The organism is Chroococcidiopsis sp. SAG 2025 (genome assembly GCF_032860985.1).
Classification (GTDB): domain Bacteria; phylum Cyanobacteriota; class Cyanobacteriia; order Cyanobacteriales; family Chroococcidiopsidaceae; genus Chroococcidiopsis.
Genome location: NZ_JAOCNC010000001.1, coordinates 1,654,487 through 1,673,150, shown reverse-complemented (window position 1 = coordinate 1,673,150; position 18,664 = coordinate 1,654,487). Strand labels below are relative to the sequence as shown.

Genomic DNA, 18,664 nt, shown 5'->3' with positions numbered 1-18,664 from the left:
TCGTGTTAGCTAAATTCAAACAGCATCATTTACTCATTCTCCTGCTGATATGGTTAGCGGGAGTCTTAGTCGATCGCATCTGGTTTGCCTGCGATCGTTCTGTTCCAGATTGGGATCGGGCGGAATATCTTACGAGTTCGTTGAATTACTGGCAAGCACTACAACAGCCCCAGTGGTTCAGTAGCGATTGGTGGACTGACTTTTGGCAGCTTTCTACAAAAGTCCCTCCCTTAACGCAGACCGCTGCGGCTATTACCCAACTGATTTTTGGCACTGGCGGCGATCGCGCTACGTTGGTAAATTCATTTTTCAGTGCCATCCTGCTTGTTTCCGTCTACGGACTAGGGATACAACTATTTAGCGCCGAAGTCGGATTATGGGCAGCTGGCATATGTCAACTCATCCCAGGATTATATAAGTTACGCCTAGACTTTTTACTCGATTATCCCCTTACGGCTGTCGTGACGCTGTGTTTTTGGTGTCTGACAGTGTGGAGGAGTCAAAATTCAAAAGTCAAAAGTCAAAACAAATTCCGAATTCCGAATTCCGAATTCCGAATTTCAAGTTGGTTTTGGACAATCGCATTCGGTATTTCTCTAGGAATGGCGCTGTTAGTTAAGCAAACGGCGTTGTTTTTTCTGTTCGTGCCGATTGTCTGGACTGGAGTTGAAGTTATTCGTAAACGCAATATTCGGCGAATCTGCCAATTTGCGATCGCTCTACTGCTATCGGCGATCGTGTTTATGCCGTGGTATCAGACAAACTGGTTGCTGATTCTAACTGGGGGAAAACGAGCAACGATAGATTCTGCCCTAGCTGAAGGCGATCCAGCCCTCAATACCCTTGATGCTTGGACTTACTACTGGAAACTACTCCCAGCGCATATTTCTTGGGTACTGTTGCTCGTACCAATCGTAGGACTATTACTTTATAAAAGTCAAAAGTTAAAAGTCAAAAGTCAAAATAAGAATTCGACTTCCAACTCCCCTGTACGGATGGGTTTTGAGCCACGATTTATTGACGGAAGCCGTGAATCTTTTGCTAAACCCGCCCCTACGACTCCCGACTCCCTTATTTGGCTATCAATCTTCCTCATCGGTGCGTATCTGCTCTGTTCGCTTAACCTGAATAAAGATAGTCGCTATGTCGTGCCTTATTTACCTGGAGTCGCGCTGTTTCTTGCCTATGGTATGACGTGCTGGCGCGGGCGCTGGGGTCAGCAAATTCGTTGGAGTACGGTAGGTTTGGCAGTATTAGTCATGGGGTTAAATTTATTTCCTATAGGGGGGGTATTAGGTAATCGTATTGCTTCAATTCTTAGCCCTAATGCCAAACATTATGCTTACATGGGGTCAGAATATCCTCACGCTCAAGTTATTGAAGAAATTATCCAAACTGCGCCTTATATTAGATCCAATTTGGGTGTATTGCCTTCAACGTTAGAAGTCAATCAACACAGCTTAAATTATTTTGGCGCACTACGAAATTTTCAGGTTTACGGACGGCAAGTAGGGACGCGCCAACAGCAAATTGTCCAAGACGGGAGATCGCTCGATTGGTTTGTCACGAAAACAGGCGAACAAGGTTCGGTTCCAGATGCTCAAAGTGCTATGGTGCAGTACGTGGAACAGTCCCCTGATTTCAATTTACAAAAAACTTGGACTTTGCCCGACAGTAGCAGCTTAAAACTGTATCATCGCCGCGTACCGCAGGTAGAAGTCGGGAGTCGGGGAAGAAAGCTGGGGGAGCAACTACCAATTACCAACTACCAACTACCAACTACCAACATAAAACTATCAAGAGTCATAGTACCGTCAGTCGCACCTCTAGGAAAGCCGATTCCAGTGACTTATGAGTGGTCTGGAACGTGGGAGCAGTTGCAACCTGGTATCGTACTACTAACTTGGAAAAATCAGGATAGTGACAAACAAAGCGATCGCTGGATACACGATCGCGCGATCGGTATGGGTAATTTAATTCGCAGTTTGCCGACTCCCGTACGGGCGGGTTTTGAACGAGGGTCTATTGCCTTAACTGACGATCTTTTGCTAAACCCGCTCCTACTGACTCCCTACACTGTCACAGAACACCTAGCAATGATGCCTCCGACTGATATAGCGGCGGGAATTTACACTTTGGAGGCGACATATCTCAACCGCAATACAGGTGAAACTTATCCCATCACCGTACCACCAGTTACCTTAAAAATCGATCCTGCGGCTACAGCTACACCTGCACCGGAATTAGATTTAGTTACGCAAGAACGACTTTTAGCAGCAATCTTACCTCAAGGAATTAAGGCACTAGATCGTGTCTTTGCGGAAGTTGGACGGATTAATCAATACGACCCGATCCAAGATTATTTGATCCAGGCGCAACTGGCAATGGAATATAGGCTGAAACAGGAACCGCAAAATCTCAACTGGGCTTACGCTCTGACGTTAGCTCAAATATTACAGCAAAAAGTACAAGGTGCGATCGCGGCGCTGGAACGAGTGACGCAGCTAGACTCGCAAAATCCCTATGCCTATGCCTACCTTGCCTTTGTCCATTTATATAACTGGAATGGAGCCGCCGCCCAAGCTGCCCTCCAACCTGCTTTAGCGCTCAACTCCAACATTCCAGAATTACATGCCCTACATGGTATTGCTGCTCTGATGCAAGGCAATCTCATGCAAGCGTGGCAAGATTATTCTACTTTTAGGGAGCAGGGAGCAGAGTAAGAGCGTGGTGTGAGAGAAGTAGTCCTTAGCTCGACACCAAAACAGGGCGACAGCCTGCCAATACACCGTGCAAGTTGACGACTTTACCGATAACGGCGATCGCAGGGGCGCTAAAACCGGTAGTTTCTACTTGCGCCACAATTGTCTCTAATGTGCCGATCAATTCCTCTTGTTCCGGTCGGGTTCCCCAACGTACTAGAGCTACTGGTGTATCTGCACTTAACCCTGCCTCGCATAGCTGCTCGATAATATAAGGTAAATTGTGGACTCCCATATAAATTGCGATCGTCTCCGAACCTTGGGCTACAGCTGCCCAATTGACTTTGGGGCGATACTTTCCTGCTGCTTCGTGTCCTGTAACAAACGTGACTGAAGAACTATAATCTCGATGGGTTAATGGGATACCTGCATACGCTGGAGCTGCAATACCGGAAGTGATACCGGGCACGACTTCCACTGACACCCCAGCTGCTACCAAATCTTCCATCTCCTCGCCGCCACGCCCGAAGATAAATGGATCGCCCCCTTTTAATCGCACCACCACTGCATTATCTCGTGCCTTTTCGATCAATAACTGGGTCGTATCTTCCTGCACCAACGAATGCTTTCCCCGCCGCTTTCCTGCATTGATTTTTTCTGCCAATGGGTTAATCATGCCTAGAATTGCCGGACTTACGAGGGCATCGTAAACCACAACATCGGCACATTCCAACAATGCCTTACCTTTGAGTGTAAATAAACCAGGGTCGCCTGGACCCGCACCCACTAAGTAGACTTTACCCACAAACTCGTTCATTCTCTTCCTTGGCGTTTTGGCAGTTTATATGTCAATAAATCTACGTCTCGATCAGATCCCAAATCAGATCGGCTAATTCCTGAGTTGCCCCTAGTGGCTGCATCAGACAAAACTCGATCGCGGGAAATTGGTGTTGTAATTGTCCTACAGCTTCCGCGATCGCATCGGTAATACCTCCAGCAAACAAGAAATACGGTATGATCGCAATTCGTCGCCATCCTGCGAGCGCCAACTCTTGCACTCGCGCGTCTAAACTGGGAGCAACTGACCAATATGCCGTTCCAGCACTTAATTGTTGGGCGATCGCTTCTACAGGATGCTCAGAACCGGCGCGCCGACTTCCATGTGCGAGCAAGATTGTTTGCTCTGCTTGCGTCCGGTCTAGCTGCTGTTTCAATAGCCTTGCCAAGCCAGCATGAGAACCTAAATGAGGGCGTAATTCCAGCTTTACCTTGACTTTCAAGGCTTGTCGCGCCTGCTCCACTTCTGCTGGAATATCTTCCATGACATGGACTCCCGGCAAGAGAAACAGAGGCACGATCTGCACTTGCTGATATCCGCAAGACAAGGCGCGATCGCTAAACTCTGCAATCTGCTGGTGCAGTGGCTTCTGACTTAGCTCTAAACAAGCAGTACCTATTAGAGGGGTAAGGGATAAGGGGTAAGGGATAAGGGAATTTTTGATTGCTCCTAGTCTCCTAGTCTCCTTTGCCCCTCTGCCCCTCTGCCCCTCTGCTTCCCTGCTCCCAGCTCGTCCCTGCTCTCTGCTCCCTTGCAAAAGCCACGCCAAGCGTTCCATCGCCACTTGCGGGCGTGGATCTCGACTCCCGTGAGATATTAGTAGATAGGCGGAGCGCATCGATAATTGGGACTTTAACACTAGAGCGATTTCATCGTGTGATTTATCTAGCAAATGACTTTAAGATGAGATTTTCTGTATCAATTGCTGCTATTATTTCAGCTATGAACCGACCGCAATAGATTTTGATTTTTGCCTATTTCTGCCGCGATCGCCTTCTAACGAAACATACCTGCTTTTTGTGTCTTTACAATTCTACAAATATAGCATTTCTGCTTGAGTCTTAAGATTTATAATCAGAAAACACTTCTAGCCTGCTTGTCGTGGAATAAACGATCGATGACCGATGACTAATGGCAGTTATAATGAAAAGTCCGATCGCTCGTGAAGTCTTGCTATAAAAATAAGTTAGTAGATTTAACATCCACTAACTTATCTTGCATTGATTGAATTACCAAACTAGAAGTTACGAACCTGCGTTGTCTCTAACCTGGATTCCTAGCCTTTAGTCACTTCGTTCACTGGGTCGGCAATATAGCGGAATGTTGGTTCCGAGTTCCAAGGACCGCGTTCGTCCTGCGTACCGTTGGTAGACAGATTGTAGTAAATATCAACTGTTTCGTCAGGCTGAATATTACCAAAGAAAGGTTCGGTCAGCTTGCCCATAGAATCCAAAGCTTTCATGAACATCTGGGTATGGGAAATTTCCCGTGTTAGCAAATGCACTAAAGTATTCTTTGTCCCCTCATCAGTTGACAGCTTAATTAATTCTTCATAGGTTTGTCTTGCTCCAGCTTCCGCAGCAATGTTAGCCCGCAAGTCGCGCACGACATCGCCACCTTCATTGAGATAACTAGCCGTCCAAGCATTCCCCTGGCTATCTAAAAAGTGAGGTCCCATCCCACGCACGGCAAACAAAGTACTTTTATATGCATCGGTTTGGTCAACATTTTTAGTGTGAGCTTCAATCATTTTGCCCACCATTTCTAAGTGACCGAACTCTTCGATCGCAATATCTTGCAGCATATCGCGAATCCCTGCGTTTTCTACATGAAAAGACTGTACCCAATATTGTAGAGCCGCAGAAAGTTCACCTGTCGCACCACCAAATTGTTCTAGCAAAAGTTGAGCAAAGCGAGGATTTGGTTCTTTAATGTTAACAACGTGAATTGGTTCTTTTTTATGAAAAAACATGCAAATTCTCCTCTCTCAGTTTTTCACAATTAGCGATCGCTCTTCCTGAAAAAACTTGGTTCTCTCAGTCACGAAATCTCCTTGTCACAAAAAATTCATCACAGATGAGATTTGATTTAGTTTTTTGTAAAATCTGCGATCACCATGACCACAGGCTAAAAATTACTGGTGTTACATCCATCAAAACAAGTGTAAACCCAGCAACCACGCTGGCGGGTGCGTCTGAGGAAAGAGTTTTCTTAAATCGTAAGTTCTAAGTCGTAAGTCGTAAGTCGTATCCCATAACTAAAATCAAGGGATCGAAAGCTCGATTCTCGGCGATCGAAAGTTATGATTTTTCTCCAAATCTCATGAAGAAATGGCAGCCAAATAAATTTTCTGCTAAACAACTTGAAGTAAAAAATATGACTCAAAAATATCCATACCTGAAAAAATACGGATCTATAAAGTTCTGATGAGTGACGCATGACTAGCTAGAATTCATTTTGATTAACTACTGCTTCTGGGCAGAGTAGGTAAAAAAGTTTTGCATTGCACCGACCGTTTGAAACCGATATGACGGAATTACGCCACCAACGGCAAGATCGGTAGTATAGATGCTAAATAAAAGAAAGTTTTGGCGCTTGGTGTTATTAGCTACAATACGTTGGATGACAGGAGAACTAGAATCAACTAAGTCACTACAGTTTTGCTGCAAAGCCAGACCGAAGATGTTCGGCGCTTGCGGGCAAACTTCATCCTTGATGTAAGTTCCTAACCGTTCGCCAGCATAAATCTCGTAGGTAGAGCGATCGGGATTAGTCAATGCCATTACCACTCCCAGCCCGCCAAGAACTACTAATCCTATATAACTAATACTTGTCGATCGCTTCATGCTGCATATCTTATGTTACTTCTGACTCTGTTGCTGGACTGAATTGTAAGTTAGCTCGGTTCCAGTACCGATCGATATTGAGAAATAGCTGATAAGATAGTATACTGGTATATACAATGGCGAGCGTAGCCAAGTGGTTAAGGCAGAGGATTGTGGTTCCTCCACTCGTGGGTTCGAGTCCCATCGTTCGCCCTGATTGCAAATTTTGCCCTGATTGCAAATTTTGATTGAAAGCATCGATCTCGATCGTGCATAACTATACTTTATTCATAGAATTTACTCCCTGGAGTGCAAGGGTAACAGCTTCTATCAATTGCTCTGGTTCGATGGGCTTAGCAATATGCTTTTGAAAGCCTGCCGATAACGCTTTTTGCCGATCGCATTCTCCCGCGTAGGCAGTTAGCGCGATTGCTGGAATCTTGCCTCCTTGCCCTAGTGACAAAGCTTCAATTTGCTGCATCAGCATGTAACCATCCATACCAGGCATTCCAATATCGCTGATTAAGATATCTATCTGCGATGTAAACACTTCTAAAGCAGCAACAGCTGAGCTAACTGCGATGACAGTAGCCCCTGCCTCTTCCAACAAGAAAGTTACAAAATCTCGCGAATCAGCATCATCGTCTACGACTAAAACCTGCACGCCAGCGAGGGGAGCCGGTAGGGGAGATCGGCAGTACGCCGTTACAGCAGAGTCGAGAACCGGAAATTCTCTTGTAACTGCTACAGGCGTGGCAGTTTCCTCAGTTTTTCCTAGCAGGGGAATCTTTACAGTAAATGTAGAACCCCGTCCTTCACCAAGACTAGCTACCGCGACGTTACCACCATGCATTTCGACAATATTACGCACGATCGCCAATCCCAATCCCAACCCACCGAACTTTCTGGTTGTGGCACTGCTTTCCTGTCGAAAGTAATCGAATATGTAAGGAATAAAATCGGCACTAATCCCTTTTCCCGTGTCAGCGATCTGAATTTGGGCATAGTTAGTGCGTGGTGCGCCATCTAATTTTGAATTTTGAATTTTGAATTTTGAATTGGTAGTTGCTTCCTCTTCCACTCGTTGCAGCGAAATTTCTACCCGTCCTCCCTGAGGAGTGAACTTAATGGCGTTCGAAAGTAAATTCCACATCACTTGCTGCAAGCGTGTCGGATCGCCTTCGACTTCTCCTACATTCGCATCAAGCCGAGTTACCACCTGAATTGATTTTGCTTCAGCTGCTAGGCGGACAGTTTCTAATGCTGCTGTAATAACGGAAGCTAAATTGACTGGAGAGACATTCAAGCTTAATTTCCCTTGCAGAATCGAGGAGACATCTAGCAAATCGTCAATCAGTTGTACCTGGAGCCTAGCGTTGCGATCGATCGTGGCGATCGCGCTATCCATGCGAGTTCGATCGAATTTGCGGCTCATCAGCAAGTTGCACCAACCGAGAATCGGATTGAGTGGCGTGCGTAACTCGTGAGAAATGATGGCAAGAAAATTGTCCTTCATCCGGTTTGCTGTCTCAGCCTCAGCCCGTGCTGTTTGAGCGCGGACGAGTAATTCATCTTTTAATTTATTTGCTATTTCTAGTTCTGCCGTCCGCTCTGTGACTCGTTGTTCGAGTTGGGCGTTTAAAACCCGAATTTGCGATTCGGCGCGTTCTCGTTCGATAACTTGACTGCGTAATTCTTGGTTTGCTACTTCTAGCTGTGCGGGGCTGGGTAGAGCCAGTAGCTGCGGTACTAATGGCATTAGCTCTAGAGCCGTATAAAGAGAAATTAAAGCTGTGATAGCTTTAAGCGTGCCTGACAGCCAGTAGGTAGGATGCCATAAAGTCCAGATCTCTATTAAGTGAGTCGTGCCGCAAGCGATAATAAAAGCCCCAAATAGCCAAAAAATCCAGTTAAATGGCAAGTCTTTTCGCTTTTGGACGAAATAAACTAATGTAAATGGAATTGAATAATAGGCAAATGCGATACACGCATCAGATAAGATGTGCAGCCAAACTAACCCTGGTTGCCAAAGATAACAATGTCCGTGAGGGATAAATGAACTCGAACCAAAAAAATTGTGCCAAAACTCCTGCATAGAAAGCTTTATAGAAAGTTTTTCTTTTTATGGTATCAAGCTAAGGTTCGGCTTTGGCGATCGATATTTCTTTTTAAACAAGCAAAAATATATCCTTCCCCAAAGAGCCGTCAGGTACGACAGAGGAAGGACAATTGGTTAGATTATATTAAATTTTTGTTACTGTTACTTTACAGATACCGCATCTACATCGACTGTACTACCAGTGGTATCGGTGGCGTTAGCCGTGCTTTTACCTTTACGGGTTTTGTAGCCTTCGATCGCCATTTGGGAAACTTCTGATACCAATAGCGTCAATAAAAAGACATCATCCAATTGTCCAACAATCGGCAAGAAGTCGGGAGCAATGTCAAATGGCATGACGAAATACAATGCCGTACCGAGAATTATCCACCAACGGTATTTAGGATTGCGGAGAGTGTTACGATACCAGCCGTAAACAGATTGGATTGAAAAGTTCATTTATGTACCTCCAGCTCTCTTTTATCTTGACAAATAACTTAGCTTATAGAGGTGGGAAAAACCGTCGTTCAAAAGTTGGGAAGATACGATAAAGCGATCGCGATCTTTTCGCTCTCGCGATGGGTGACAAAACACGAGATTAACAGCTAAGACGCTTAAAATTAAATTGCTTATCAGTGGGCAGCAATCCGATCCAGTGGTATGCTGTGCCGAAAGAATCAAAGGAGGAATGGAACAACAGTGGATGTTATAGATATTTTCCGCAAAGGCGGACCCGCCATGTGGCCCCTTCTAGCACTGTCTATTTTAGCTTTGAGCGTGATCGTCGAGCGGCTGGGGTTTTGGTTTAAGATTTTTTCTCAAGAACGGGAAATTGTCGAGCGCGTTCTAGATGCAGCTCAACAAAATTGGCAAAGTGCTACGGAATTAGCCAGAAAGTTTTCCTATCAACCTGCGGGTAGGTTCTTATACGCACCGTTACGTTTGTCTACACCCGATCCGGAAGTATTTCGGCTGGCACTAGAGTCAACCGCAGAAGATGAAATTGCCTCCATGCGCCAAGGGGAGAAGATTTTAGAAGCAGCGATCGCGCTTTCGCCCCTGCTAGGATTGTTGGGAACAGTACTGGGACTGATTCAATCGTTGGGTTCGATTACTTTAGGACAAATCAGTTCGGCTTCTTCTGCTGGCGTGACCACAGGTATTGGTGAATCTTTGATCAGTACGGCAACAGGATTGATTGTGGCGATCGTTAGTTTGGTTTTTTATCGCTTATTTCAAGGATTTGCTGTAAACCAAATTAAAGTATTTCGCCGTGCAGGTAGCGAATTAGAATTACTATACCGTCAGTATTGGGTTAACCTGCAAGACTCTCCGACTGCTCCTCCTACTTCTGCAATGACAACACCAGAAGTTATCCCTGGACGCGGTTCCGATCGGCGTTTTAGCTTCGACTTAGGCAATAGAAGGGCTGTTAATCCCGAACCACCAGTAAATCCGCAAACAAACATAAATCCTGGTTACAGCGTTCCGCCTCAATCTCCCAGTCAGCGAGAAGATTCTGCTGCACCAGAAGTATAGGAAGTCAAAAGTGAAAAGTCAAAAGTCAAAAGCAAGAGTAATTCGTGTCGTAATTTTCTGCTGTTAAAGCTAGCAATCTCATGAAAATCAACCTTCATTCACCAATTGAAGAAGTTCAAGTTCAAATTATTCCTCTAATTGATGTCATTTTTTGCATTTTGACGTTTTTCCTCTTAGCAGCACTGCAATTCACGCGCCAGCAGGCGATTGAAATTCAGTTACCCAAGGCGAGTACTGGTACAGCGCCAATGTTCCAATCGCGGTTGATTGTCACTCTCAAAGACGGACAGCTTTATGTCGAGAAAGAGCCAGTACAGATAGATAAGCTAACCCAAACGCTCAAAGCTTACACTCAAGCTAATCCCCTCGGCACAATTATTTTAAATGCTTCGCGATCGTCGAGCTACAACGATGTGATTCAGCTATTAGATATCATGCGGCAAATTGGAGGCGATCGCGTTGCTTTAGCTACGACTCCTGGCTCTCCCGATTTACCTTCTGGTTCTAATCTATCATCGCCAGATCTTACGCCCTTGGCTCCGATTAATCCTAACGCCGATCCCCGCCTGAATTCTACTGCGCCGATTGCACCCCAGTCGCCATAAACTCCAAGCAGTACAAATACAATTTCCCAACATGACAACGAAGGAGATAGAAAAGCAGTGGGATACAGCTTGTTTTCTGTCAATTTATAGATGAATTCTAGTAGTTCGATTCGCTAGCCTACTTCTATAAGAGAGTTATTCTCAATCTAAAACTCAAGGAGTTGTAGGTATGTTAATCGACTTATTAATTGCTTGGTTAGTAAGTGCTTCCAGCCTTTTGATTGTCAGCAAACTTCCAGTTGGCGTGGAAGTAGACAGCCCTGCTAAAGCATATCTTTCGGCAGCTGTACTAGGTGTAGTCGCTGCTGTTGTTAATCCAATTTTAAGAGCGCTATTTTTTATCCCTAATTTGCTCACATTCGGTTTATTATCGGGATTTGTCACCTTTGCTATTTCGGCGATCGCCCTTGGGATTGCAGCTTCTGTAGTCCAAGGTTTTCGCCTCCGAGCCGGAATTTGGAGCGTTCTACTGGGGGCGCTGGCGCTTTCCGTTGTCAGCCATCTAATTTATGCCTTTGTAGCTCCAGCTTATTAGAATTGACCTTGTTTGCTATTTGATTTGTATGGGCGCACGTTCGTGCGCCCATACAGACGTTTGTACTACATGACTAGGAACCAGACGGAGTTTTATCCTGGGACGAGCCAGAAGCAGAACCGCTATCACCGTTGCTGGTAGCAACACCAGCTTCTTTTTCTTGCAAGCGTTGTTGGCGCTTTCGGCGATCGGCTGAGAGGATATCTGCCATTGTAATCAGCGCTTGCTCGATTTTATCGAGGTTAGAGCGGTATAGCTCTAAATCTTTGTTCAGCTTATCTTCCGGTACGTGCAAAGCGGTTGCTACTTGCTTGAGCGCTTCCACTCGCTGCTTCTCATCTTTGACAAGTTCCGCATCTGCTAGTTCTAACAGGGTAAAGACACCAATCGCAAATAGGCGACTGTATTTGAACTTGGAGTTCTGGGCGATCGCCTGCATTTGTGCTTGTAAATCTTCTGCACCTGGCAGGGAAGCCTTACCTTCGATCCAGTCAAATAGTTGTTGCGTCGATACGTTTTGAAGGAGTTGACGCAGGCGATCGGCATCTTGGCGATATCTCTGGGGATTATCTTCGATAGACTGACACAGCGCCTCAAAGATCGGTTCTTTATCCCGTTCTGGCTGGTAGCCCTGCATAAACCGCTCAAATGCCGTAACGACACCTAGAGCGTAGATGGGGTCATAGCGAAAATCAGCATTGACTGAGAGTAAATGCATTTCTACCATTAGTTCTTCTACCACCCGCCGATAGATCGTGTTAATCGGACGGGTGTGTTGATTGTAGAAATTTCGCTTGGTATCGGAGACAGTACGCAGGTTATTCACAATTAAACATAGCGGGAAGACTTATTAAATTATTGTCTCGCTTTAACGTAACTTTTGCCAAGGTCAAGTCGAGCGGTCTCAAGGATTTACTATGAGAAATGGGAGTCGGGAGTCGGGAGTCGGGAGTCGGGGGGACAAGGGAGACAAGGGAGCAATTCTAATCAATAGTCACTGATAACTGATAATGCGATCGCGAACTGCACGTCCTGAAGATATTGATTTTGTTCTGGCTCAGGAAACTAGATCGGAATTTCAAAACTTTATTTTTTCCTCTAGTCGAGAACAACACCAGCAATATCTAGATTCACAAGATTACCTATATTTCATCTTCCTAAATGATGAAATTGAAGCTGCGATTGGGTATGCAATTTTATCTGGGCTTACATCACCTCATGGCAATATTTGTTTAGTCCGCATCGTTATGGCAAAACCAGGGCAAGGCTATGGTAAGCAGGCACTACGTTTGCTGTTAGATTGGGTTTTTAAGGAATACAAAGCTCATCGGTTCTGGTTAGATGTATTTGAGGATAACCAGCGCGCTAGACACGTATATCAATCGGTAGGTTTTCGCGAGGAAGGATTGCTAAGAGAAGTCGTGAAGCAGCAAGATAAGTATGCCTCTCAAGTTGTTATGTCGATTTTGGAGCAGGAATACTTTAATTGTGAGGAGAGAGGAGCGAGGGGCGAGGAGTGAGTCTAGTCTCAAATCCTCGATATCTCGTTTGTTTTCAATAGTTTTGAATTTTTTCGATCGGTTATGACACCAGAACTAATTGCCCTCGCCGATTATATGGCAGGTGAATTTGAGAATAAAGCCCAGGCGATCGCCGATCCTGCTTGGTACGTCCACTTACGGCTGTGGCAAAAACCCGTCCCCCTATTTCAAGAAGACAGCATTACCCTATTTGCCGAACAAGCCAATGCTTTATATTTAGATAACCCTTATCGCCCGCGATTGATGCGAATGCAAGCGCGTGAGGATGGAAAAATCCAAGTACAGTACTACATACCTAAAGATCTCGCCGCCGTGCGGGGTGCTGGGGCAAATCCTGCAAGATTGCAACAATTTACTGCTGACGATTTTGAGTTATTACCTGGTTGTTTATTAACTGTAACTTGGCAACAACTAGGTTCCAATAGTTACCACTTCAAAGCTGCAATCCCACCAGATATGAAGTGCTGTTTCACCTATCAAGGCAATACTCAACAAGTCAATCTTGGTTTTGAAGCCACGGCTGAAGAGTTTTTGAGTTACGACAAAGGCATAGATATGAATACAGGTGCGGCTAAGTGGGGCGCGATTATGGGTGCATATCGTTTCAAGAAACTGTAATATACTGGCATTGGAATACTAGCTTTCTGTTAATTTACTATTGCCCACTTCATCAAAATTAATAAATTCTTGAATTTCAACTAAATATTCTCCTACATGCTGACCTAAATTCAGCCCAGCTTCAATATCACACCCCGACTCATCCTCAAGCTGAATTGCCCAATCTAACCACTCGTCACTCAATTTGAGTTTCGTCATATTTCCCCTTTTCTCCTTCAAATAGTCTAGATACAAAATGTTAGCAATTCGACCATATCACTTAAATGACTTGGAAGAAGTAGTTCAGCTTTGGTATCGAACTTGGCATCATACTTTTCCTTCTCTTTAACACCCACAACCATATTCTCAATGGAAGACTCGTTTCCAAGAAGACCTTGCTGTAAGAGGCAATATTTGGATTGCAGAAGTAGATAATTATATTGTGGGTTTCATAGTAATTTTCATAAAAGAGCAATACCTAGATCAACTTTTTGTTGATGTAGTGGATCAGAATCAAGGTGTAGGTTCAGCCTTAATTAGTAAAGCTAAAGCTATTTGTAAGCAAGGATTATCGCTTCACACATTGCAACAAAATACTAAAGCTTGTACCTTTTACAAAAAGCATGGATTTCAAGAGGGAAAAGTATCAATAAACAAAGTCAACGGTCAGCCTAATATTGAATTATATTGGTTACCTTAAAGTTGTAGAGACGTTACATGTAACGTCTCTACAAGGGATATTGACTTAAGCTTTCCAATTCGCCCAATCTTGGGGTTTAAGAAATGTTTCGTACAATTCGGCTTCAGGAGTGTGGGGTTCTGGCGTGTAACCGTATTCCCAGCGTACCAAGGGGGGGAGAGACATCAAAATTGATTCCGTGCGTCCGTTGGTCTGTAACCCGAAAATTGTGCCTCGGTCGTAGACTAAGTTAAATTCTACGTAACGTCCGCGACGATAGAGTTGGAAATTGCGTTCGCGATCGCCATATTCTGTATTCTTACGGCGATCGACAATGGGTAAGTAGGATGGTAAAAACGCCTCGCCGCAGTCGCACACGAAAGCAAAAATTTCTTCCCAGCTACGACAGGGTTGATTACCCAGTTGGTTGCTATAAACAGCCGCCGGACTATCAGAATGGGGTCCGCGATACAGTTGTCCCTCCCTACCATCTTGGTAGTCAAAAAAGATGCCGCCGACACCGCGAGTTTCTTGACGGTGTTTCAAATAGAAATACTCGTCACACCAGCGCTTAAAGACTGGGTAGTATTCTGGATGATGGTTATCGCAAGCTTGCTTCAGTGTTTTGTGGAAATGGGCTGCGTCTTCAGCAAATGGGTAATAGGGGGTTAAATCTATCCCACCACCAAACCACCAGACGGGACCAGCCTCAAAATAGCGATAATTCAGGTGAACTGTTGGTATGTAAGGGTTACGTGGATGTAACACCATTGAAGTACCCGTGGCGTAAAATTTATGTCCTGCTGCCTCTGGGCGTTGGGTTAAAATCGACGGCGGTAAATGAGAACCCCATACCTCGGAGAAATTGACTCCTCCTTGTTCTAATACATTACCTTCACGCATCACGCGCGATCGCCCGCCGCCGCCTTCTTCCCGTTCCCACTCGTCTTGCTGAAATTTACCCGCACCATCCGCTGATTCGAGAGCTTGACAAATCTTATCCTGTAACTGTTTCATCCACTGGCTGACTCGTTCTTTCGCGTCAGTTGGGGGTAGAGGTTGAGAGGAAGTTGGTTGGGCTGTAGAAGCAGTCGTCATGTTCTCAATAAAATTCTGTTAAATTTTTATTTTGTGGCAAGGAACATCTACAATTTTGTGTAAGTCTGAAAGCTTTGAGAAGCGAAAGCAGTACTTAACTGGCAAAACTTAAAAATGCTTTACATTACTCAGTCACAATCGAGTCATATTTCAAACTGCGATCGCATCAATTGCAAATGACTTAACATCATCCGTTGAGTCAATACAGATAATAGACCACTGAACATATTGTCCCTCAAATTAACACCCCATAATACAGCGAAGCGAAAATTTTCAGTGAAATACTAAACTCTAATTGAGTATTCTAGAGAAAGTTTGCCCAAAATAATCATCATCAATACTTGCCTTGGTTGCCGCCGAAGTCAGAATGCCTGCTAAGCTCAACAGGCAAAAGGAGGAATCAGAAAATGCGACGCTACATATCAAAATTAATTCAGCGCAAGGGTCGTCGCGTTCAGTGTTCTTTAGTACGTACTTACAGACAAATTAGTTCGGCTTCGGTAGATGAATTATGGCAAAAAGTAGTTGACTTAGCAGACGTTTCATGGCATCCGTTACTGACTAAAACTAACGTACCCTACGGCTTAGTTCCGAAGCCGGGTTTAATCTTTGAAGCCGTCACCCGGATGGGACCCTTCCCAATTCGGATCTTTGTTGAAAGTGTATGCCCTAGAGAATTATTGCGCGTGCGCGTGCTTGCTATCCCAGGAGTGGAAGAACACATTACCTACAAAGTCGAATCTACCGTTTGTGGTACGTGCGTCTCTTATTCCGTGACTCTAGATGGCTGGCTATCTCCGCTAATTTGGTCTTTGACTCGTCACCGCGCCGAACAAGTTGCAGCAGCTTTAGCCAAAGCTGCCGAACAAGCTGCTAACTCAGCCCTATCAGGAAAGCCAAAACCTTTTAAGAACAGCTGTTTTGATTTTTGAAAGAGGAATGGGTAATAGCTGAGGAGTCACGAGCGTTTAAGACGCAAACACTGTCAGAGCGAGACATTGCCAAGAATTGCCACAAATGCAGGGCGAACTCAACCTTCGGCAGTTGGTTTCGCCGCAGCCATTATTTGTAGAAAAGCACCAAATTGGTGCTTTTCTACGATATGGGTTCGACTTCATTCTCCCGTAGATGTGCTTTGAATTTTTTACTAAACTGCACGTAAACAGGTAAGTTGGCACTTACAGGTCTGCCATGCCACTCATTTACAATACCCAGCACATCTCCTTCCAAACCTTTAATGTCAAAGGGTTGGTTGCGGTGTTCTGGGTGATGGTATACGATAACGGATTCTTTAACACGAACGCGATCGCCAACTTTCATAACCTTTGAACCTAGTGTTTCCTCTCCACAGACTTGCACCACTGCTCGTCCTCTGTATCAGCGCTTACTTGTCACAATCTTTTATCTTTGCATAAGATCGTCCCCTAAATTTCAGTTGTCAGTTATCAGTTATCAGGGAGTCGGTAGGGGCGGGTTTGGAAACCTGCCCGTACGGGAGTCGGGAGAATGACCTACGACTTACAACTTCTAAGTGACGATGAGGGGTAGAAAAGAGTAAAACTTAAGATAGACAGCGCAAAATGTAAAAATGTCAATTAATCTTGTCTGGCTGTGGTTGCTTCTCGGCATCGCTCTGTGTGCGATCGAACTCGTGCTACCTACAGCCTTTGTAAGCTTCGCAATGGGAGTTAGTGCCGTTGTCGTTGCCATAGCAGTGCCAATTTTGCCTCATCTAGGCTTGCAAGTCCTGGTATGGCTTGTCTTATCCACAGCTTGTGTCTTGCTGTCGCGACGCTTAATATCAGTGCCTCAGCGACACTCTAAAATTCGAGATGCTACAGTAGCGGAGACTTTAACCGAAATTACTGCGGGTAAAGAGGGACGGGTGTTATATGAAGGGAATTCTTGGCGGGCAAAATGTGCTGACGAAAAGCTCAGCATACTTCCACAACAAAAAGTTTATGTTGTCGATCGAGAGGGAACTACGCTAATCGTGATGCCAGAAAATTTATTAAGAGGATAGAGAAAATTGAGAATCGATCGCTCCCCTGCTCGTGCGCTCCCTAATAACTGATAACTAATAACTGATGTTATGGAACAATTATTTTTACTTATAGTACTAGCGTTGGGTGGTGGTTCCACCCTAGCTAGCTCCGTCAAAATCATCAATCAAGGCAATGAAGCTTTGGTCGAGAGATTTGGTAGTTACCATAAAAAACTGCAACCAGGGCTAAATATTGTCGTTCCCGTTCTCGATCGCATTGTCTTTCGCGAAACAATTCGTGAAAAAGTTTTAGATATTCCACCGCAAAAATGCATCACCCGCGACAACGTAGGCATTGAAGTCGATGCCGTGGTTTACTGGCGGATTGTCGATATGGAAAAAGCTTGGTACAAGGTAGAAAATCTCCAATCGGCAATGGTGAATTTGGTACTGACACAAATTCGGGCGGAAATGGGACAACTGGAGTTGGATCAAACCTTTACTGCGCGAACGCAAATCAACGAAATTTTGCTCCAGGATTTAGATATTGCTACCGATCCTTGGGGCGTAAAAGTAACGCGAGTGGAATTGCGCGATATTATTCCTTCCAAGGCAGTACAAGAGTCGATGGAACTGCAAATGGCAGCAGAACGCCGCAAACGGGCATCGATTTTGACTTCTGAAGGCGATCGCGAATCGGCAGTTAACAGTGCCAAAGGAAAAGCGGAAGCGCAGGTACTCGAAGCTGAAGCCCAACAAAAAGCCACAATTCTGCAAGCCGAGGCGCAACAGAAGACGATTATCATGCAGGCGCAAGCCGAACGCCAACAACAAGTTTTGCAGGCACAAGCTACCTCGGAAGCACTGCAAATTATTGCCAAAATTCTGCAAACAGAACCGCACGCTGCCGAAGCTTTACAATTCTTAATCGCCCAACATTATCTAGACATGGGCAAGCAAATCGGCAGCAGCGACAGCAGCAAAGTTATGTTCATGGACCCCCGCAGCATTCCTGGGACGATCGAGGGTATGCGTTCTATGATCTCGGATGGGAGTAGGGAGTGAGACTTTGTAGAGACGTTACGTGTAACGTCTCTACAAATTGACCTGACACTGGTTGCACAAGCCGAAAAACTCTAGGGTGTGGTAGAAAATTTTGAATTTGTGCGATTTATTCAGCTGGGTTTCTAATTCGTGGACGGGACATTGATGGATCGGAATTGATTTGCCACATTGCAGGCATGTTAGGTGATGTTTATCTTGCTGAACGCAACTGTAGAGGGATTCGCCAGAAGCTAGCGTTCTAACCTGCACGACTCCTTCGAGTTTCAATGCTTCTAAGGCACGGTAAACTGTAGCTAGACCGATGCTTTGATTGCGATTGCGAAGTTCTACGTAAATATCTTGGGCGGATATTGCTTTATTGGAGTTTTTTAGTAAATGCAAGATTCGTTCTTGACTGCGAGTACGTTCAGCTTTCTCGGCTTTCATAGACAGTATCTGAGTTTGATGACTGAAGCGGCGATCGCACTTCCCTTGCTTTCTAAACTAGCTCAAAGCGAATACTGTTTATTCCGTCAAGCTGTCTCCAGAAGGAGTTATTATAGCCTTTGTGGGATTGGG

20 protein-coding genes, 1 tRNA gene and 1 pseudogene are annotated in these 18,664 nt (G+C 44.9%); 11 read left to right on the top strand and 11 right to left on the bottom strand.

Annotation, left to right across the window (positions count from 1 at the left end; genetic code table 11):
* The first annotated feature begins 2 nt into the window (after positions 1-2).
* Positions 3-2,723, top strand: coding sequence for a phospholipid carrier-dependent glycosyltransferase (locus N4J56_RS08050; RefSeq protein ID WP_317105983.1), 2,721 nt, complete (start codon positions 3-5; stop codon positions 2,721-2,723).
* Positions 2,724-2,748: 25 nt separating this feature from the next.
* On the opposite strand, the gene cobA is transcribed toward N4J56_RS08050, so the two are convergent.
* The 4 genes from cobA to N4J56_RS08030 form a co-directional block, all read right to left on the bottom strand.
* A complete protein-coding gene (gene cobA, locus N4J56_RS08045; protein WP_317105982.1) occupies positions 2,749-3,519 on the bottom strand; it encodes a uroporphyrinogen-III C-methyltransferase in 771 nt (256 codons plus the stop codon).
* A gap of 40 nt (positions 3,520-3,559) precedes the next feature.
* Positions 3,560-4,378 (bottom strand): sirohydrochlorin chelatase, encoded by an 819-nt coding sequence (locus tag N4J56_RS08040; RefSeq protein ID WP_410500452.1) that lies wholly within the window; start codon positions 4,376-4,378, stop codon positions 3,560-3,562.
* A 438-nt stretch (positions 4,379-4,816) separates the two neighbouring features.
* Entirely contained in the window at positions 4,817-5,512 is a 696-nt protein-coding gene (locus tag N4J56_RS08035) for a manganese catalase family protein (RefSeq protein ID WP_317105980.1), read from the bottom strand.
* Between the two features lie 493 nt (positions 5,513-6,005).
* Positions 6,006-6,386, bottom strand: a complete 381-nt coding sequence (locus N4J56_RS08030) for a DUF4359 domain-containing protein (RefSeq protein WP_317105979.1) — start codon at positions 6,384-6,386, stop codon at positions 6,006-6,008.
* Positions 6,387-6,505: 119 nt separating this feature from the next.
* On the opposite strand from N4J56_RS08030, the gene N4J56_RS08025 reads away from it, so the two are divergent.
* Positions 6,506-6,578, top strand: a tRNA-His gene (locus N4J56_RS08025).
* 64 nt (positions 6,579-6,642) lie between these two features.
* On the opposite strand, the gene N4J56_RS08020 is transcribed toward N4J56_RS08025, so the two are convergent.
* Positions 6,643-8,460 carry an ATP-binding protein gene (locus tag N4J56_RS08020; RefSeq protein WP_317105978.1) on the bottom strand — a complete coding sequence of 606 codons (1,818 nt, stop codon included), beginning with the start codon at positions 8,458-8,460 and terminating at the stop codon, positions 6,643-6,645.
* A 165-nt stretch (positions 8,461-8,625) separates the two neighbouring features.
* The gene (locus N4J56_RS08015; protein WP_317105977.1) at positions 8,626-8,922 is read right to left on the bottom strand and encodes a YkvA family protein; all 297 of its coding nucleotides are present in this window, start codon (positions 8,920-8,922) and stop codon (positions 8,626-8,628) included.
* A 240-nt stretch (positions 8,923-9,162) separates the two neighbouring features.
* Here N4J56_RS08015 and N4J56_RS08010 point away from each other — a divergent pair, with 240 nt between their 5' ends.
* The 3 genes from N4J56_RS08010 to N4J56_RS08000 all read left to right on the top strand — a co-directional run bounded on the left by N4J56_RS08010 (position 9,163) and on the right by N4J56_RS08000 (position 11,142).
* A complete protein-coding gene (locus N4J56_RS08010) occupies positions 9,163-10,002 on the top strand; it encodes a MotA/TolQ/ExbB proton channel family protein (protein ID WP_317105976.1) in 840 nt (279 codons plus the stop codon).
* An 80-nt stretch (positions 10,003-10,082) separates the two neighbouring features.
* Positions 10,083-10,607, top strand: a complete 525-nt coding sequence (locus tag N4J56_RS08005) for a biopolymer transporter ExbD (protein WP_317105975.1) — start codon at positions 10,083-10,085, stop codon at positions 10,605-10,607.
* A gap of 169 nt (positions 10,608-10,776) precedes the next feature.
* Positions 10,777-11,142, top strand: coding sequence for a phage holin family protein (locus tag N4J56_RS08000; RefSeq protein WP_015157125.1), 366 nt, complete (start codon positions 10,777-10,779; stop codon positions 11,140-11,142).
* Between the two features lie 73 nt (positions 11,143-11,215).
* Here N4J56_RS08000 and psb29 read toward each other — a convergent pair whose 3' ends face one another.
* Entirely contained in the window at positions 11,216-11,968 is a 753-nt protein-coding gene (gene psb29 / locus N4J56_RS07995; RefSeq protein ID WP_317105974.1) for a photosystem II biogenesis protein Psp29, read from the bottom strand.
* 184 nt (positions 11,969-12,152) lie between these two features.
* Between psb29 and N4J56_RS07990 the strand changes: the two genes are divergently transcribed.
* Entirely contained in the window at positions 12,153-12,662 is a 510-nt protein-coding gene (locus N4J56_RS07990) for a GNAT family protein (RefSeq protein WP_317105973.1), read from the top strand.
* Positions 12,663-12,725: 63 nt separating this feature from the next.
* Positions 12,726-13,301: a chromophore lyase CpcT/CpeT gene (locus N4J56_RS07985; protein WP_317105972.1), complete on the top strand. Its 576-nt coding sequence runs from the start codon at positions 12,726-12,728 to the stop codon at positions 13,299-13,301.
* Between the two features lie 18 nt (positions 13,302-13,319).
* Here N4J56_RS07985 and N4J56_RS07980 read toward each other — a convergent pair whose 3' ends face one another.
* Positions 13,320-13,499 carry a hypothetical protein gene (locus N4J56_RS07980; protein ID WP_317105971.1) on the bottom strand — a complete coding sequence of 60 codons (180 nt, stop codon included), beginning with the start codon at positions 13,497-13,499 and terminating at the stop codon, positions 13,320-13,322.
* A gap of 172 nt (positions 13,500-13,671) precedes the next feature.
* Between N4J56_RS07980 and N4J56_RS07975 the strand changes: the two are divergent.
* Positions 13,672-13,980 (top strand): annotated as a pseudogene (locus tag N4J56_RS07975) (GNAT family N-acetyltransferase); the annotation flags it as partial.
* Between the two features lie 45 nt (positions 13,981-14,025).
* Here the strand turns inward: N4J56_RS07975 and hemF are convergent.
* On the bottom strand, positions 14,026-15,057 hold the full coding sequence (hemF, locus tag N4J56_RS07970) for an oxygen-dependent coproporphyrinogen oxidase (protein ID WP_317105970.1): 1,032 nt from the start codon (positions 15,055-15,057) through the stop codon (positions 14,026-14,028).
* Between the two features lie 407 nt (positions 15,058-15,464).
* Between hemF and N4J56_RS07965 the strand changes: the two genes are divergently transcribed.
* Complete coding sequence (locus N4J56_RS07965) at positions 15,465-15,989, top strand: hypothetical protein (RefSeq protein ID WP_015157119.1); 525 nt, start codon at positions 15,465-15,467, stop codon at positions 15,987-15,989.
* A 163-nt stretch (positions 15,990-16,152) separates the two neighbouring features.
* Here the strand turns inward: N4J56_RS07965 and N4J56_RS07960 are convergent, their stop codons facing one another.
* Entirely contained in the window at positions 16,153-16,377 is a 225-nt protein-coding gene (locus N4J56_RS07960; protein ID WP_039715191.1) for a ferredoxin-thioredoxin reductase variable chain, read from the bottom strand.
* A gap of 268 nt (positions 16,378-16,645) precedes the next feature.
* Between N4J56_RS07960 and N4J56_RS07955 the strand changes: the two genes are divergently transcribed.
* On the top strand, positions 16,646-17,080 hold the full coding sequence (locus tag N4J56_RS07955; RefSeq protein ID WP_317105969.1) for an NfeD family protein: 435 nt from the start codon (positions 16,646-16,648) through the stop codon (positions 17,078-17,080).
* A gap of 69 nt (positions 17,081-17,149) precedes the next feature.
* Positions 17,150-18,106: an SPFH domain-containing protein gene (locus N4J56_RS07950; RefSeq protein WP_317105968.1), complete on the top strand. Its 957-nt coding sequence runs from the start codon at positions 17,150-17,152 to the stop codon at positions 18,104-18,106.
* A gap of 30 nt (positions 18,107-18,136) precedes the next feature.
* Here N4J56_RS07950 and N4J56_RS07945 read toward each other — a convergent pair whose 3' ends face one another.
* Positions 18,137-18,532, bottom strand: a complete 396-nt coding sequence (locus N4J56_RS07945) for a Fur family transcriptional regulator (RefSeq protein ID WP_317105967.1) — start codon at positions 18,530-18,532, stop codon at positions 18,137-18,139.
* Positions 18,533-18,664 lie beyond the last annotated feature (132 nt).

Excerpts from the sequence above, each read along its gene's own strand:
- cobA (WP_317105982.1), bottom strand. The coding sequence starts at position 3,519 with ATGAACGAGTTTGTGGGTAAAGTCTACTTAGTGGGTGCGGGTCCAGGC.
- N4J56_RS07960 (WP_039715191.1), bottom strand. The coding sequence starts at position 16,377 with ATGAAAGTTGGCGATCGCGTTCGTGTTAAAGAATCCGTTATCGTATAC.
- N4J56_RS08030 (WP_317105979.1), bottom strand. The coding sequence starts at position 6,386 with ATGAAGCGATCGACAAGTATTAGTTATATAGGATTAGTAGTTCTTGGC.
- N4J56_RS08015 (WP_317105977.1), bottom strand. The coding sequence starts at position 8,922 with ATGAACTTTTCAATCCAATCTGTTTACGGCTGGTATCGTAACACTCTC.
- N4J56_RS07990 (WP_317105973.1), top strand. The coding sequence starts at position 12,153 with ATGCGATCGCGAACTGCACGTCCTGAAGATATTGATTTTGTTCTGGCT.
- hemF (WP_317105970.1), bottom strand. The coding sequence starts at position 15,057 with ATGACGACTGCTTCTACAGCCCAACCAACTTCCTCTCAACCTCTACCC.
- N4J56_RS07950 (WP_317105968.1), top strand. The coding sequence starts at position 17,150 with ATGGAACAATTATTTTTACTTATAGTACTAGCGTTGGGTGGTGGTTCC.
- N4J56_RS08005 (WP_317105975.1), top strand. The coding sequence starts at position 10,083 with ATGAAAATCAACCTTCATTCACCAATTGAAGAAGTTCAAGTTCAAATT.
- N4J56_RS07955 (WP_317105969.1), top strand. The coding sequence starts at position 16,646 with ATGTCAATTAATCTTGTCTGGCTGTGGTTGCTTCTCGGCATCGCTCTG.
- N4J56_RS07985 (WP_317105972.1), top strand. The coding sequence starts at position 12,726 with ATGACACCAGAACTAATTGCCCTCGCCGATTATATGGCAGGTGAATTT.
- N4J56_RS07945 (WP_317105967.1), bottom strand. The coding sequence starts at position 18,532 with ATGAAAGCCGAGAAAGCTGAACGTACTCGCAGTCAAGAACGAATCTTG.
- N4J56_RS08000 (WP_015157125.1), top strand. The coding sequence starts at position 10,777 with ATGTTAATCGACTTATTAATTGCTTGGTTAGTAAGTGCTTCCAGCCTT.
- N4J56_RS07980 (WP_317105971.1), bottom strand. The coding sequence starts at position 13,499 with ATGACGAAACTCAAATTGAGTGACGAGTGGTTAGATTGGGCAATTCAG.
- N4J56_RS07965 (WP_015157119.1), top strand. The coding sequence starts at position 15,465 with ATGCGACGCTACATATCAAAATTAATTCAGCGCAAGGGTCGTCGCGTT.
- N4J56_RS08020 (WP_317105978.1), bottom strand. The coding sequence starts at position 8,460 with ATGCAGGAGTTTTGGCACAATTTTTTTGGTTCGAGTTCATTTATCCCT.
- N4J56_RS08040 (WP_410500452.1), bottom strand. The coding sequence starts at position 4,378 with ATGCGCTCCGCCTATCTACTAATATCTCACGGGAGTCGAGATCCACGC.
- N4J56_RS08035 (WP_317105980.1), bottom strand. The coding sequence starts at position 5,512 with ATGTTTTTTCATAAAAAAGAACCAATTCACGTTGTTAACATTAAAGAA.